Raw genomic sequence first — 16,768 nt, 5'->3', positions numbered from 1 at the left:
ACTTTGACGCGAATCACAGCCATGCGCGTCATTCAATCTGCTTTTACACGAGACTTTGGCGCGAATCGCAGTCTTGCGCGTCATTCAATCTGTTTTTAAACGAGACTTTGACGCGAATCACAGCCATGCGCGTCATTCAATCTGCTTTTACACGAGACTTTGGCGCGAATCGCAGTCTTGCGCGCCATTCAATCTTCTTTTACACGAGACTTTGGCGCGAATCGCCGCCTTGCGCGCCATTCAATCTGCTTTTACACGAGACTTTGGCGCGAATTGCCGCCTTGCGCGTCATTCAATCTAATTTTAATCGAGACTTTGGCGCGAATCGCCGCCTTGCACGTCATTCAATCTAATTTTAAACGAGACTTTGGCGCGAGTCGCCCCTTTGCGCGCCATACAATCTGGTTTTTACACGAGACTTTGACGCTAACTAGTTCGAGAGTTTTCTTAAAATTTCGTTATACCTTTGTAAATTTAGCCAAAGCACCAGCAGTTTGTTTTAAAATAGAAGCAAATATGAGTGCGATAGGGGGATTTCTTTTGGCAATAATAGAACCGAAACAGTTTACTTTCAGTAACGGCGGCTGCTTTATCGTTAGGGAGGCGCTCCCGGAAGATGCAGAAAAAGTTCTTACGTATACCAAGGAAATTCTTGCTGATTCTCCTCATCTAATCACAACCCCAGAGGAACTTACTCAAACCGAAGACCAGCAGGAGGCATGGCTAACCAATATTGTTGAAGATGCAAATAAGCTTGCTTTGGTTGCGGAACTTGATGAGGTAATTATCGGTTTCCTGGATTTTCACAATGGCAATAGAATCCGAAATAGGCATCAAGGCTCGTTCGGCATGAGTGTGAAACGGGAATACCGGAATAACGGAGTTGGTAAAGCGCTGCTGGAAACCATGCTTGAATGGGCGTCCGAAAACGAAACGATTGAAAAAGTTTCACTGGAGGTATTCTCTGACAATTTCGGTGCTATTGCCCTTTATAAAAAGGCTGGCTTTGAAATGGAAGGGATCAAGCGAAAAGCGGTTAAAACTGAGGACGGCTATCATAACCTTTTTCTAATGGCGAAGTTTTTGTAGTAGATTGTTTGCAGGAGCCGTGCACTTTTTTGCAAAAATAAAGATAGTCCCTAAAAGAACAGAACGCTTCAGGTAGCTCTACCGCCTGAAGCGTTAACTTATTCTCCATTTTTAATTTCGTATTGCAGATGCTGGGATAAATACGGCCCCATTCCCTGCATGTAAACATCGGCAAAGTTATAATCATCCGGAACTTCAAAGCGGATAACTGTCATGAAATGAAGGCCCACAACGTCCTCAAGGAAACTCGGCTGAACCCAGGGAACAGAATAATAAAGGGCCGGACTTGAAGAATCCCAAAAGGTGAATTCATTCTCTTTCATTGGCTTCCCGGTTGCCCATATTTCTTCACTGCCCCAATGCAGCTTTTCGGGGCTGAAGTCGGAAACGGTCCAAACCCATTGCTTTGCCTTCTGATCAAGAAGTGTGTCCTCCTCCCCCAGCTGGATTTCAATTTCCATTGGCTGAATTGGTCCGGTAATGTAGTCGAAGTGGTGTTCCGTGATCACAGTAAACTTCCTGTCCCCTTCATGCAAAAGGCTCATGTTGACCTTTTCAAGGCTGGTGGCACGCGGGGTTGAGGATTTGGCATACGAGTTCAAGAGGGACATATACTTCTTTTTTGATAAAACCTTGCCGTTATCCTTTACTATTCTCTCATAGCTTTCTACTTGATCGACAACCTTCCCATCGATTTTTAAGAACTCAGCAGCTTCTTCTTTTGTCATATTGGTAATCGCAATCCTCGAAAAACCAAGCATCTCCAATTTCTTCATGTCGCTTTCCGCAATTGACGGGTCTGGGTCCTCGAACTTTCTAGGATCAGTGATAGCAGCCGCCTGAGATGTCTGATCCCAATAAGTAATTCCTGTAAAAATAAATAATAATGTGATAAGCAGCCCCGCCGCGCGAAGCAGTAAAAGATTATTTTTCAGCGGTGCTCCTCCTTCCCCGGAAATCATAGTATAATACCATTATTATACAATAGGACCGACATTTGAGATAGGGGGATAACAATGGGTTTTGGCACAATGATTGTCGGCTTCTTTTTTATTTTTTTCAATTTTAATTTGGGTCCGGTGAATATTTTTCCCGATATTATCGGCTATGTGCTTCTATATGTGGGCGCCGGGCAAATTTTCAGACACATTCAGAACAGAAATTTTACCATGGCGAAAAAAACTTCGCTGCTGTTAATCGTCCTTTCGGCGTTGGGGATTATCGTGAAATATGTTGAGATATTAAATGGGGTGCTCAATAATTCATTGGCAGCTGAAGGGAAACTCTATATGTCTACAACCCTTTTCCTGACAGCTTTTCTTTCGATATTCTTTTTCTTTCATCTTGCAAAAGGGATCGGGGAGGAAGCAGGGAAATTAGGGAATGCCAATCTACAGGAGACAGCAGAAAAAACGTATAAATTATATACGGTATTCCAAGTAATCGGAGCAGTTGTTTTTATAGGAGCAACCCTGTTGACAAAAAATACAGTTACCTACCAATTAGGTGGAGAAGGATTCTTCCTCGTTTTTGGTTTATTGGCACTATATATTTATCTTTTCATCCAAGTCAGGAAGATGCTAAAGCTGGCCTCTGCTAATTTAGGCACCATTGACCCGAACGAGCCATAATACCAGCTTTTCGCAATCGCCTTTTGGATATGATAAAATCCTGTTATCACAAAAGTGCGAGGTTAAAGATGAAAAAATCTATTCCAGTCAGAAAAAATGAAGAGATTACTGTCCGTTTTGAAGACCTGACCCATGACGGCGCCGGTGTTGCGAAGATTGATGGCTTTCCGGTGTTCGTTCGACGTGCACTGCCAGGGGAAACGGGCAAAATAAAAATCATCAAAACGCAAAAGAATTATGCGATTGGCAAGTTGGTCGAACTGAACGATAAAAGTCCTTACCGGGTTGAAATTCCACGTGAGGACAGCCATAAATACGGCGGCTGCCAACTTGAGCATATGACATATGAAGGCCAGCTGAAGTACAAGGAAAACCAGGTACGCCAGGTTCTAACGCGAATCGGTAAGCTTGAGGATGTCGTTGTTTACCCGGTTCTCGGTATGGAAGAGCCGTGGCATTACCGGAACAAAGCCCAGGTTCCTGTCGGCGAGAAGGATGGTAAGCTAATCGCTGGCTTTTTCAAGCAAAGAAGCCATGAAATTGTTGATACGGATGAGAGTCTGATTCAGCTTCCCGAGGTGAACGAAGCGATTAAAGCTGTAAAGGATATATGCAGCGAGCTAGGCATTGCTCCTTATAACGAGGAAACCCATAAAGGCGTCCTTCGCCATATTATGGCCCGGTATGGAAAGGAAACCGGTGAGCTAATGGTTGTCCTGATTACCCGGACTCTTGAGCTTCCTCATAAAAATGAGCTGATTGAGGAAATTACCGTCCGGCTTCCTAAGGTGAAATCGATTGTCCATAACGTTAACTCGATGAGGACGAATGTCATCATGGGGCCGGAGACGACGGTTATTTGGGGTAATGAATTTATTTACGATACGATCGGCGACGTAAAATTCGCGATTTCGGCATTGTCATTTTACCAGGTCAATCCCGACCAGACGAAAGTGCTGTACGATAAAGCGCTCGAATATACCGGGCTGACCGGCGGCGAGACAGTCATTGACGCTTACTGCGGCATCGGCACAATCTCCCTCTTCCTAGCACAAAAGGCGGGACTGGTATTCGGGGTGGAAGTCGTTCCACAGGCAATTGAGGACGCAAAAAGGAATGCCGAGCTGAACGGAATCATGAACGCCGAATTCGAAGCAGGAGAAGCGGAAGTTGTCATTCCAAAGTGGTATAAAGAGGGAAACAAGGCCGACGTCCTCGTCGTCGACCCGCCCCGAAAAGGCTGTGATGAAGCGCTGCTTCAAACGATTATTAACATGAAACCGAAAAAGGTAGTCTATGTATCGTGCAACCCGGGAACATTGGCCCGAGACCTACGTATTCTCGAAGATGGCGGGTACAAGACAATTGAAGTCCAGCCGGTTGATATGTTTCCGCAGACGACGCATGTCGAGTGCGTTTCATGGTTAAGTTTTATAGGTATATAAACTGATTTGTGCATGAGAACAGTGGTTCCTACACTGTTTGTCATGCATTTTTTATGTTTGTGGAACATTCTATGAAACGAGAAAGTCCGGAAAGTGACAGGCACTCTGATAGGTCTTTTTTCCTCTTAAGCACACCCTTTCCTAGCAACGTACCCAATATGATACGATAGTAAAAAACAGTAAACAGAAGTGAGGAACTATGCAGCAGTTAACAAAATGGAACAATGAACTGGAACAAAGAGGGTATATCGATGATGAGGCAGAAATCCTTGCTTATATCATGGAGCATGACCAGACACTTGGCGCCGAAGAAATTGCCCGACTGCTTGTGATGGCTGCGAAATCCCGCTTCCACAAAGACGAAAGGGACCGGCTTGGGATAGTCTGGATGAAGCGGGCTGCTGAGCTCGACCCAGCGAATCGTGACGCACAGGGATTCCGGGACAAATCTGCCTTGCAGATGGCAGAGCCATTTTTAGACTCATTGGATTTTCCGCCTATCAGGGAAACGGATAATCGGACGACAAAGAAGAAAATCGCTGATGAATATATAATGATCTGCCGAAACTTCCTTGAACAGGCTGATGATCAGCTTGATCAACTGGACAACTCGTATCAGAGTGCTGTGGACCCAATACAGACAAAACTTTATAACTTGTTGCTGGATGCAATCAAATCAACGAGCGAGCTTTTAAAAGCTGCCGAGGAATACGAACAATCGATTACAGGAGTTTTTCACACAGCGGCCTATATGGATGAATTGTCCACCAGGCTTGATCAGGTAGAGGCAATAAAAAAAGAATGGGCCAGCCAATTCGCTGAATTGACAGAGCGGGAAAAAGAAACAGCCGTGGATCCAATTGATGAACTAAATCAGATGATCGGCCTTGAAACGGTCAAAGGCCGCGTCAAGGATTATTATCAGTACCTTAAGTTTCAAAAAAAGCGTAAGGACATGGGCTTCCAGATGAAAGATGAGCTGAGCTTGAATTTTGTCCTTACCGGGAACCCGGGTACGGGAAAAACAACCCTGTCCAGGCTTTTGGCAAGAATTTTTCATGAGCTTGGATTTTTGCCAAGGGAAGAGGTCATAGAAACAAATAGATCTCAGCTGGTAGGATCCTATGTTGGCCAAACGGAGGAAAATGTTCGCGCAATTGTCAGTAAGGCTGTTGGAGGAGTCCTGTTCATTGATGAAGCCTATAGCCTTAAACGGGAAGGCCAAACAGGCAATGATTATGGACAAGCCGCAATTGATACACTCGTTTCATTGATGACCGGAGAGGAATTTGGCGGGAAGTTCGCAGTTATCCTGGCTGGTTATCCAGAAGAAATGAGAATTTTCCTAGATGCGAATCCGGGCCTTCGAAGCCGATTCCCCCAATCCAACCACATTTTCCTTCGTGACTATACAAATAAGGAACTTGTTACAATTGGTGAGAAAATTGCCGAGGACAATGACTATCTATTAACAAGAACGGCAAAGAGCGCGCTAGAGGAACGGCTTGAACGTGAAAGGGTAGACGAAACATTTGGGAACGCTAGAACTGTTCATAACCTCGTACTTGAGGCGATTTTTCGAAAGGGAGCAGCGAAAGATGACAGTGTGTTAGACATTCTTCGTTTCTCTATTCTAGACGGAAATGATTTCAAGCTGCCAGTCCAGGGAAATCGCAACCGGCCTCTTGAAAAACTGGACCACCTGATCGGGTTGCATTCCTTAAAGGGTGAAATGAAAACCTTGGCGGCCTTCGTCAAGCTCCAGCAAATGAGAAGGGACAGCGGTATGCCCACGGTCCCCATACAGCTACATTCAGTATTTACCGGAAACCCCGGTACAGGAAAGACAACGGTAGCAAAAATATATGCGGAAATTTTAAAAGAAAATGGCTTTCTAAAACGAGGCCATTTGGTGATTGCCAGCAGAGCGGACCTTGTCGCCGGTTATGTCGGCCAAACAGCCGAGAAAACGAGAAAGAAAGTCCGTGATGCACTCGGAGGGGTCCTGTTCATTGATGAAGCATATTCACTGCTTAGCGCATCTGGAGGGGATTTCGGCAAGGAGGCTATTGAAACACTAGTCGATGAAATGACGAGGCATAATGAAAATCTCGTTATTGTCCTTGCAGGATACCCGAAACAAATGGAAGCCCTTCTGGAATTTAACCCTGGGTTAAGGTCCCGATTTAAAAAATTCTTCCATTTTCCTGATTACAATACAGAGGAACTCCTTGATATTATGATCAACTATGCAGAAACTTATCAATACAGGCTTTCCAGGGACGCGGAGGCCTATATCCTTGAGTCTCTCGAGAGCAGGCAGGTCTCGGGGAATGGCAGGTTTGCTGCGAATCTTATCGAAGAGGCGATCCAGGCCCAGTCATTGAGGCTCTCCTTGATGGAAGATATTGCTTCAGCCGATGCCGATACGCTATCAAAACTTGAACTGGCTGATATGAAGAAAGCTTTGCAGAAAATACGAAATGGGGAAAAAGATAGCAAGGACAGGAGTTAAGCAAATTAGAATTTGAAGCCTGATGTATGGCAATGCTTAAGAGTGTGCCTGTCACTACCCGTATGATCCCCGGATCTTATCAACAAAGTTCGGGAAGTGACAGGCACTTTTCTTTAATTTATAATGAAAAATAAACAAAATATAGAAATGGAGAAAAAGTATTGAATAATCAAATTAAAGTAGGAATTGTAGGCTATGGTAACCTTGGCAGAGGAACGATTGAAGCAATCAAGCAATGTTCAGATATGGAGCTTGTGGCTGTTTTTACAAGAAGGGCACCTGAAAGTCTTTCCATCAATGAACCGAATGTAGAGGTTTTGCATATCTCAAGTGCGGAGGAATATAAAAATAAAATAGATGTCATGATTTTGTGTGGAGGTTCTGCAACAGATCTTCCAGAACAAGGTCCTCATTTTGCAAAAATGTTTAACACGATCGATAGTTATGATACACACGCAAAGATTCCTGAATATTTCAGTGCGGTTGATGAAGCGGCGAAAGAAAGCGGCAAGACGAGCATTATCTCAGTCGGCTGGGATCCTGGTTTGTTCTCTATTAATCGCTTAATGACAGAAGCGATCCTACCAAATGGTGCTACTTATTCTTTCTGGGGGGAAGGGCTTAGCCAAGGGCATTCAGATGCGGTTCGTCGCGTAGAGGGTGTAGTTGGCGGTGTTCAGTATACGGTTCCGATTGATGAAGCGATTGAAAAGGTGAAAAGCGGAGTCAACCCTGAGCTTTCAACAGGTGAAAAACATCGCCGTGTCTGTTATGTGGTCGCTGAAGAAGGTTATGATCAAGCAAAAATTGAGCATGAAATTAAAACAATGCCGAACTACTTTGCTGACTATGAGACAGAAGTACACTTTATTACAGCAGAAGAATTAAAAGATAACCACTCAAAATTGCCACACGGTGGTTTTGTCATTCGAAGCGGAAAAACAGGGAATGACAATAAACAAATTATTGAATTCTCGCTTAACTTAGAGAGCAACCCTGAATTTACAGCTAGTGTACTAGTGGCATATGCAAGAGCGGCTTATCGTTTAAATAAAGAAGGACAGGCTGGTGCAAAGACTGTTTTTGACGTTGCACCCGGTTATCTGTCTCCAAAATCCGCAGAGGATTTGAGAAGAGACCTTTTGTAGTAGAAAGGTTCCTGTCCCTAGGACATCAATAATTGAATGCTTCAGGGGCAGGAACAGTGTGAAAAAATCGATTTTATTTTTAATGATAAAAACTCACCGAAAACAGGGCAACTCCTTATGGGGCTGCCTTTCTTCGTATCTTTTAAGTAAACGGAAATTGAAGTTCCGGCCGTACCATTGAACAATTTTGCAAAATGTAGAAACCCATAGAAAGGAGAATAAAATGTCCGAAATGAAAGATGAAATCATCTTAAGAGGGCTGAAAGAAAATAATTTAAAAAATATCGATTTAAACATACCAAAAGGAAAAATGATCGTCTTTACGGGTATTTCGGGCTCAGGTAAGAGCTCAGTGGTTTTTGATACATTAGCAACAGAGAGCAGAAGACAGATGACGTTAAACTATCCTGCTTATGTAAGAAATCAAATGCCAAGGTATGAAAGGCCCCATGCCGACCTTATGCAAAATTTAAGCCCGGTTATAGTAGTAGAGCAACGACCGATAGGCGGCAATTCGCGTTCAACAGTCGGCACCTATATGGATATTGATCCATTAATCAGGCTTTTGTTTTCGAGAATCGGAAGTCCGCCCATAGGTTCCGCGACTGATTTTTCGAGCCAGAGTTCCTTTGGCAGATGTCCGGAATGTGGTGGGTTTGGGGAGGTCATTGCGCCAGACTTAAACAAGATCATCGATTTCAATAAATCCCTACGAGAGTATGCTGTTAGATTTAAGCCATTATCCCCTGCAGGTTGGCAAGGGAGATGGATGATAACCGGCGGATTATTTGATCCCGATCTGCCGATTAAGGACTACCCTGAAGAAAAACGCGAATTGCTGATATACGGTCCCCCGGAAGGTGAAAAAGTTTTTGCGCCATTCCACACAAAAAATGGGCCTCAGCCTCATGAGTGGGATGGGTTGTTGCCTCGATTTAAACGCCTATATATCAATCGGGATGTATCAAAGCTAAAAGAAGTATCCCAGGATGACGTTTTAGCCGTTTCTACACATTCGCTATGCCCGACCTGCCAAGGTTCAGGCTTAAACCCAAAGGTTTTGGAATGTAAAATAAATGGTTTGAATATCGCTGAATACGATTATTTAGAGTTTCCGGAATTACTGGAAGAACTGGAGAACATAAAAGACCCTATGGGAGAGTCGATAGCTAGACAAGCAATCCCATATGTAAAACAATTAGTCGACATGGGTCTGAGTTATTTGAGCCTGTCCAGGAAAATGGGCACCCTCTCCGGCGGTGAAGCCCAAAGGGTGAAAATCGCCCGTCATTTAGGGAGTAGCCTAAACAACATTACCTACATTTTCGACGAACCAAGTGCGGGGCTCCATTCCGAAGAAGTAGATCTGTTAATACAGATGCTGAAAAGGATAAAGGAGCAACATAACACTGTCATTGTCATTGAACACAATCTATCCGTCATGAAAGTAGCCGACGAAATCATAGAAATGGGGCCGGGAGCAGGGGTAAATGGAGGGGAAGTGGTCTATCAAGGGAAAGTGGAAGGACTAAAAAACTCTCCAACTGCAAAAGCCTTAAATCACAAGCTTAAGATAAACAAAAGTCCTAGGGATATAAAAGGTTACTTTACAATTAGAAGGGCAAGTAACAATAACTTGAAAAATGTGAATGTAGATATTCCTAAAAATGTTTTAGTCTCTGTGTGCGGAGTATCTGGTTCAGGCAAAAGCTCCTTACTATTGGAAGCGTTCACGCAAAAGTATCCAGAATCCATTACAGTAGGGCAAGGGGGCATTGGAGTCTCCAACCGTTCGACCATGGCTACATATATGGGAATCATGGATGATATTCGCGCAATTTTTTCAAAAGCAACGGGCCAACCGGCAGGATTGTTCAGTTTTAACTCCTTGGGGGCCTGTCCTGTCTGCAAAGGAAAAGGAGTCCTAACGCCGGAGATAGCTTTTGCAGATCCCGTAACAATTCCTTGTGAAGCGTGTGGAGGTACGAGGTACTCAGACGAAGCACTTTCGTATCGCTATCAAGACAAAAATATCGTAGAGATTTTAAATCTCACAATAGATGAAGTGATTCACTATTTTAAAGCGCCAAAAATTCTAAAAAGGGTGCATACGTTAAAAGAGGTAGGATTGGGGTATCTGACCTTAGGCCAGACGACAAGTTCTTTAAGTGGAGGAGAAATCCAACGCCTAAAACTCGCGAGCCATTTACAAAAGGAGGGGCAAATCTACTTGATAGACGAACCATCCTTAGGATTGCACGCAGAAGATGATGAAAAACTTCTGAATGTCTTTCAAAAGATTGTAAACAGAGGCAACTCTGTCATCATAATCGAACACAATCTGGACTTTTTAGCCGCGAGCGACTGGATCATTGAAATGGGTCCGGGAGGAGGAAAACAAGGCGGGCAAATTATCTTTGAAGGCACGCCAGAAGAGATGCTAACCGCTGAGACATTAACAGCGAAATGGTTAAGGAGAGGCATAAGTCTGTAAAGATAAAAGTCCCGTATATGTCGAATCCTTTATCGACAAAGTTCGGAAAGTGACAGGCGTTTTTTTTGCAAAATCTTTATTTTACCTCATGGCAATATACGCTGTCAATGATAAATTTGCGGTATTTACAAAAAAATGTTATAATAGTGTTACAATTGTTTTTTTAATCGCTTCCCGAATTCTGCTGTATTTTTTTGCAGATAGAATGATGGATGCGTTTTTTTATAACCGTTTTTAAATCAAGAAAAAAACAAACAGTTGTGTGAGCTTTATTTGGAAGTTGGTTGAATAAAATTATCAATTTACTATCTAATAGTAATCGGGTTTTTATTCCACAAGGAGGACTAGATGAATGAATCTAATCAATAAGAAAGTTACACACAAGCGTTTTGGCACGGGTAGTATAGTTAAACATAATGATTCTGTTATTGAAATAAATTTCGCATCGGAAAATAAAAAGTTTGTTTTCCCCGATGTATTTGGAAAGCACCTAAAACTGCATGATAGAATTGTTGCTAATTCACTTGAGAAAATTATACAAAAAATGGAAATGGAACGAAAAGAGGAAGAATTAAAGAAGGAAGAGGAAAAAAAACTACAACAAAAAAAACAGGAACTTCGCTTGGAACATGAAAAACTTATGAAAAATCATAAACTTCATCCCGAATCACAAATGGTTTTTTGGTGTGACACAGAAGAACAGAATAGTTCTTTTTCAGAGTGGAAGGTTTTTTCAGGCGTAATAAAAAGTGGTAATAACAAGGGGAAACCAAACAAACCAATCCGCTTGCACCAAAATAGCGCTGTCCTGTTAACAGCACTAGATTCCAGGAGGCCTGAAAAAGACAGACGTATCTTAGGTGTCTATATGGTGAATGAAGATTTTATCGGTAAGCTTTGTGAAGATGGAAATATTCCTGCTCATTCAAAATACAGACTCCAACTTACAGAACAAGAATCGGATCAGATGCTTTTCTGGGAATATTATGTTAATGAAAAATCCCCCCACAGAATGACATGGAATACAGGTAAATACCGTTATTTTAACAATTCATGGATGGCTCAAATTTTGCTTGATATCGTTTCATTGAAAAGTGATCCAGAGGAACGAGAGCTGGCACAACAATTTTTTGAACATTTTTGTAAAATGAATCAGATAACAGAAGAAGAGTTACCAAAGCCTAATGGCGCATTATTGCGTATTAGCCCAAAGGTAAATTGACGAAGAATTAGAAGAAACAATCGATGGTTAAACTAAACATTTTCCAGTCCGGCCCCGATTTCGTGAAATACTATGCGATTTCGGGGTCTTTTTTCTGTGAAGCCATTTACTACAAATTTGGTTTTAAAATAAACAGGGACCGAAAAGGTTTCTGTTTACTTTTTTGAACTGAGGACTTTTTGGCGTGTTATGCTTTTAAAAACAACTTTTTGAAACTTTTCTTCAGTATAGATGCCACTAATGTGTAAAGGGGGCAAAAAAAAGATGGAAGATGAGAGCCAGCGGTTAGTTAAAAAAGCGATCAAAGGCAATAAGAGCGCTTTTGAAAAGTTAGTTAAACAGCATTACGAGAGAGTCTACCGGACTGCTTATCTATATGTACATAACGAAGAAGATGCGTTGGATGTTGTGCAGGAGGCAACCTATCAAGCGTTTAAATCTATCCATTCGTTGAAAAACCCGGAGTATTTCATGACGTGGCTCACCAGGATTGTCATACGATGTTCAGCGGATGTCCTAAAGAGGAAAAGCAAGGTCGTTCCTTTGAGCGATGAAATTATTTCAAACCTGCCGGGTCATACAAATCCGAACATTGAGGATTCTATACAGCTCCTAACTGCAATTCAGCAGCTGAAAGAGAACTACCGTACAGCCATTATTCTTTTTTACTATTACGATTACACGATTAAAACAATAAGCAGTGTCATGGAAATTCCGGAGGGTACGGTCAAAACTTATTTAAGCAGAGGCAAAGCGGAGTTAAAAAAATTCTATGAAAATGAGGAGGACAAATGCCATGGATAACAAGCAAATAAGAACAGCAATTGATCAAATAGCAGTACCAAAAGATAAAGTATTTGATGCAATTAATAAAGGTCTAAATAAAACTGAACATGGCGCAAAGGTTAGGAAAAAGAAGGTCCTTGCAGGTGTGGCGACTGCTGCTGCACTTCTTGGAATCACCATTGCTTCGGGATTTGTACATCCTACAATGAATAAAGTATTGGCGAATACCCCTTTGATAGGCGGGATTTTTCAACAATTTAATGATTCAACAGGGATGGAATTAGCTAACCAGAATGCAGTTACAGAATTAAACCAATCGCTTACAAAGAATGGAGTCACTGTAAAGCTAACCAGCGCTTACTTTGATGGCAGTATGGTATCCATTACAGGATTCGTAGATAAAGATGTAGAAAAGGGTGGTAACGAAAAAGGGGAAGTAAGCTTTGATGTGAACTTCGAACACTATAAAGGCGATCAAGACCCTTGGCTTCAAGGAAAGTCAAATAACATTCAGAAAGTGGAAGAAGGATATAACTTTCAATGGAAAATACAATATCCATATAAATCATTTAAAGAGAATTCTACTCTTCCTATAACAATTCATAATATAAACGGGATAAAAGGTGAATGGAAATTTAATATTCCAATTAAACAAGAAAAAAATCGTACGCTTGTGATTAATCATGAGCAAGAATACCCGGACGATGAGGTGAAAATTCGTATTAAGGAAATTGTTACCGCAAAAGCATCCTCTTCGCTTATTTATGAGACGGTGCAGAAATATGAGAATGATGATATTCATATCTTTAAAGCAATTGATGAAAAAGGAAAAGTATACAGGTTTGGGAATGGAACAACATTAGAGGAATCCAAACTAGAAGATGGATATCATAGAACGATTCGTACTGATATGACCCACCTAAATTCAACTATAACTTCACTTACTTTTTATCAGACGATAAATGTTGCTGATCCAAAAGCAGAACAGTTATTGGATAAAAAATCTTTTACATTAAGCAGCAAACGACTTGGCTTAAGCCTGCAAGTAAATGATATCACCCAAAAAGGAAATAATCTCATAATCGATTATCAATTCACCGGGCTACCAAAGGGATTAAGCAAGCACCAGCTTGATTTGTTTGAAAATAACTTGCAGTATGAGTTGCTGTTGGTGGATAAGGATTATATTGGGGAAATTGATCCTAAGAATCCAGTACCGCCTGAAAATCATAGCATCAGTCTGAATAAGGTTAAAACGATTGATAAAAAGATGGCACATTTTCAATCTACATTCGATTTAAAAGGGGAAGAGAAAATAAAGAACTTTAAGCTGAATAATACAATCTTACAGTTCGACTTTTCAAGCTTTGTCCCAGCTAAGGAATTACAACCGATTGCTGTTGAACTCCCCGTGGAAAAAAAATAAACTCACCAGACATCTTTTGTGTTGCCATATACACTCAACACACTGTGAAGCGGCTGCGAAATTGGTCTTGAAATTGTAACCGAACAGTAAACACTTCTCAGTAAGAACAAACATTTTCAAAAATGTAGATTAAAGGAAAGTAAAAAGAGGTGTTTAAAATTGAGATTACTATTTAGTGTATTAAGAAAAATAATGGAGAAAAAGTCTTTTTCACACAAAACATACAATATTAATGAATCAGAGTTTCGGGATTTTCTGAATATGGCTATAAAGAGGGATTATATTTCTGTCCTAAAGGGTCGTATTGAAAATACATATGTTCTAACAAAAAAAGGATTAGAATTCCTGAAGTCTAATATGCAATTTAATAGGGAGATTCCAGTTGATCCTAAAGAGCTACCTCAATGGGTCCGGTTCGAAGGGGAAGTATATACACCAAAAAACAAAAAAACAGAGCCGGAACAGAATAGGTACGAACCAGAAACTATCGAATATTTTCATTGGAGTGAAGTTCTACATTCAACACTTAATTCCATTAAAAATAAGGGCGGCATAGGGGATCTATTTATTGATCAACCTGCATCAGAAAGTGACGTGCTGCAGATTGAAAGCACTATTGGGTTTGAACTCCCAGAGTCTTTTAAAAGGGTAGTAATTGATTATTCGCGTCAATGTGATTTTTATTGGAATACACAAGAAAATTCAACATGTGTATTGGATGATCCAAATATCTATTCAACGCAAGGCGAACCATATAGGAACAGGAATATATTAAATGGGGGCCTATTTGATTTAGGGCTATGGAACCTCGATAAGCTAATCCATTTAAATGACATTAGGATAGACCATGATTACCTTGATGAAGAGAATGAAGAATTTCACTTTTGGTCTAACTCATTTATTTTTTCCGGGGATGGGATGGGAAATTACTTTGGAATAGACCGAAAATACAATATAGGGGAAGTTATCTATTTAACAAATGAAAAAGATTTTCACGGTTGGAGGCTGGGAAAATCATTTGAATCCTTTATGAACAACTGGATTCAAATAGGTTGTGCTGGCGGTTTTATCAAGGATTATGTTGCACTATCATCACGACACAGCCCTTATATTAACCATAAGACAACTAATTCTCTTAAAATAAAGAAATGGTTTGAAATTGATTAGGACGAGATTATTAAAAGGAAAGCAACTAACCCTTATGGGAGTTGCTTTTTTCATTTGCATATTTAATATTTCGATATATTTATACTTTTCCTCGAGAGTAGTACCATTCTTCTGAATACTCAATTATTATAGATTATAATTACACTTTTAGAATAAAAAAATATTATTTAGGAGATGGGAAAAATGAGGGATGTTACAGACATTAAATATATAGTAAATAAAATTGCAAGAACAAATGCCGAGAAAGCGTCTGTAGAATTTATGAATAGGAAATCGGCTGAAAAGGTAAGAGGTTTTCATAAAAGTTTTCCAGAATATAAAGTAACTCCACTTCATAGCTTAGATGAGTTGTCTAAACGATTAAGAGTCGGCGCTATTTGGGTGAAGGATGAATCTTATAGATTTGGGCTTAATGCTTTTAAGGTATTAGGCGGCTCGTATGCGGTTGGGAAATATTTGGCGGAACAATTGAACCTCGATATTTCAGAGCTTTCTTTTGAAAAACTAAGAAGTAAGGAAGTAAAAGAGCAACTCGGGAGTATTACCTTTGTCACAGCTACTGATGGAAATCATGGGAGAGGAATTGCCTGGGCAGCAGAACAGCTAGGACAAAAATCAGTCGTATATATGCCAAAAGGATCTTCAGAAATTAGATTAAATAACATAAGAAATGAAGGGGCAGAAGCCTACATAACAGATCTTAATTATGATGATACAGTTAGACTGGCGAGCCAGAAGGCTGAAGAAAATGGCTGGGTATTGGTACAGGATACGGCCTGGAGTGGATATGAAAAGATTCCAACCTGGATTATGCAGGGGTATGGAACAATTTTGGATGAAGCAATGGAGCAGATTGCCGAAGCTGGTGTTGAGCGGCCGACGCATGTATTTTTACAAGCTGGAGTTGGGTCGTTTGCCGGCAGTATGCTTGGGTATCTAGTAGGGAAATACGGAGATGAACGCCCTATCACAGTGATTGTTGAACCGGACAAAGCTGATTGTTTATACCAATCTATGCTAGTGGGCGATGGGAACCCTCATGCAGTAACAGGAGATTTGAATACAGTAATGGCTGGCTTAGCCTGTGGGGAACCAAGTACAACTTCTTGGGAAGTTTTAAAGGATTACGCTGAGGTCTTTGTTTCTTGTCCAGACTATGTTGCCTCACGTGGTATGCGAATTCTTGCAAGCCCATTGGGCAGTGACCCGCAGGTTATTTCAGGTGAATCGGGCGCAGTTGGTCTGGGCTTGGTTAGTCTATTGGCTGAAAATAAAATGCTCAATGAAATGAAAACAAGCTTGAGGCTAAATCAGGATTCGAAAATTTTAATTATTAGTACAGAAGGTGACACAGATCCGGAGAACTTTAGAAAAGTAGTATGGGATGGGGCATATCCATCTGCATGGTGATTCTAATGAAAAGATGAAAAGTGGTATGAAGGAGTAAAGTGAACTAGTTTTAAACATGATTGCTATATAGGTTGAATTAATTTTTACACAAATAAGCCGAGGAAGTAAGTTGATTGGAGCGGAAGGCACGAAGACTCCTGCGGGATGCGGCGGCAAGGTGGAGACCCCACAGGCGCCATGGCGCCGAGGAGGCTCCACTGACGCCCCGCGGAAAGCGAAGTGCCTGGAGCGCAAATCAACAAAGGTTCACCATGAAAAGAAAGAGTAGACCCCGATGTCGTTTTTACGATTTCGGTCTTTTTTTTGCCGCGTGCCCAGGCAAGCCGTTAATTGCTAATTGGTGAAAGTCCAATCTGAGTAAGTACCAAGACGCTCATTAGCTGACAGGCAACTGGTGGAGAAATCCTAAGGTTGAAGCCCTGTGACAACGTAACC

General features: G+C 41.3%; 13 protein-coding genes. 12 read left to right on the top strand and 1 reads right to left on the bottom strand.

Going from position 1 to position 16,768, the window contains the following annotated elements; translation table 11 throughout:
- Positions 1-540: 540 nt before the first annotated feature.
- Complete coding sequence (locus tag D1B31_RS21195) at positions 541-1,089, top strand: GNAT family N-acetyltransferase (RefSeq protein ID WP_118924227.1); 549 nt, start codon at positions 541-543, stop codon at positions 1,087-1,089.
- A 98-nt stretch (positions 1,090-1,187) separates the two neighbouring features.
- Here D1B31_RS21195 and D1B31_RS21190 read toward each other — a convergent pair whose 3' ends face one another.
- On the bottom strand, positions 1,188-2,051 hold the full coding sequence (locus D1B31_RS21190; protein ID WP_118924225.1) for a hypothetical protein: 864 nt from the start codon (positions 2,049-2,051) through the stop codon (positions 1,188-1,190).
- A gap of 54 nt (positions 2,052-2,105) precedes the next feature.
- Between D1B31_RS21190 and D1B31_RS21185 the strand changes: the two genes are divergently transcribed.
- From D1B31_RS21185 to D1B31_RS24670, 11 genes are all read left to right on the top strand, one after another.
- Positions 2,106-2,720, top strand: a complete 615-nt coding sequence (locus D1B31_RS21185) for a hypothetical protein (protein ID WP_118924223.1) — start codon at positions 2,106-2,108, stop codon at positions 2,718-2,720.
- Positions 2,721-2,788: 68 nt separating this feature from the next.
- Positions 2,789-4,165, top strand: coding sequence for a 23S rRNA (uracil(1939)-C(5))-methyltransferase RlmD (gene rlmD / locus D1B31_RS21180; protein ID WP_118924221.1), 1,377 nt, complete (start codon positions 2,789-2,791; stop codon positions 4,163-4,165).
- Positions 4,166-4,364: 199 nt separating this feature from the next.
- Positions 4,365-6,680 carry an AAA family ATPase gene (locus D1B31_RS21175; RefSeq protein ID WP_118924219.1) on the top strand — a complete coding sequence of 772 codons (2,316 nt, stop codon included), beginning with the start codon at positions 4,365-4,367 and terminating at the stop codon, positions 6,678-6,680.
- Positions 6,681-6,841: 161 nt separating this feature from the next.
- The gene (locus D1B31_RS21170; RefSeq protein WP_118924217.1) at positions 6,842-7,828 is read left to right on the top strand and encodes a diaminopimelate dehydrogenase; all 987 of its coding nucleotides are present in this window, start codon (positions 6,842-6,844) and stop codon (positions 7,826-7,828) included.
- Between the two features lie 223 nt (positions 7,829-8,051).
- Complete coding sequence (locus tag D1B31_RS21165) at positions 8,052-10,322, top strand: ATP-binding cassette domain-containing protein (protein WP_118924215.1); 2,271 nt, start codon at positions 8,052-8,054, stop codon at positions 10,320-10,322.
- Positions 10,323-10,674: 352 nt separating this feature from the next.
- Positions 10,675-11,544, top strand: a complete 870-nt coding sequence (locus D1B31_RS21155; protein ID WP_118924211.1) for a malate synthase — start codon at positions 10,675-10,677, stop codon at positions 11,542-11,544.
- Positions 11,545-11,808: 264 nt separating this feature from the next.
- A complete protein-coding gene (locus D1B31_RS21150) occupies positions 11,809-12,348 on the top strand; it encodes a sigma-70 family RNA polymerase sigma factor (protein WP_118924209.1) in 540 nt (179 codons plus the stop codon).
- Positions 12,341-13,756: a DUF4179 domain-containing protein gene (locus tag D1B31_RS21145; RefSeq protein ID WP_158587645.1), complete on the top strand. Its 1,416-nt coding sequence runs from the start codon at positions 12,341-12,343 to the stop codon at positions 13,754-13,756. Before D1B31_RS21150 ends, D1B31_RS21145 begins: the two co-directional genes overlap by 8 nt.
- A 159-nt stretch (positions 13,757-13,915) precedes the next feature.
- A complete protein-coding gene (locus D1B31_RS21140) occupies positions 13,916-14,923 on the top strand; it encodes an SMI1/KNR4 family protein (protein WP_118924205.1) in 1,008 nt (335 codons plus the stop codon).
- A 183-nt stretch (positions 14,924-15,106) separates the two neighbouring features.
- Complete coding sequence (gene dpaL, locus D1B31_RS21135) at positions 15,107-16,333, top strand: diaminopropionate ammonia-lyase (RefSeq protein ID WP_192894812.1); 1,227 nt, start codon at positions 15,107-15,109, stop codon at positions 16,331-16,333.
- Between the two features lie 109 nt (positions 16,334-16,442).
- Positions 16,443-16,601 carry a hypothetical protein gene (locus D1B31_RS24670; RefSeq protein ID WP_192894811.1) on the top strand — a complete coding sequence of 53 codons (159 nt, stop codon included), beginning with the start codon at positions 16,443-16,445 and terminating at the stop codon, positions 16,599-16,601.
- The last annotated feature ends 167 nt before the right edge of the window (positions 16,602-16,768 follow it).

It is taken from the genome of Neobacillus notoginsengisoli (genome assembly GCF_003515685.1).
GTDB classification, from domain to species: domain Bacteria; phylum Bacillota; class Bacilli; order Bacillales; family Cytobacillaceae; genus Bacillus_D; species Bacillus_D notoginsengisoli.
Note: the sequence above shows the minus strand (reverse complement) of the source record. Positions and strands in the feature narration are given on the sequence as shown.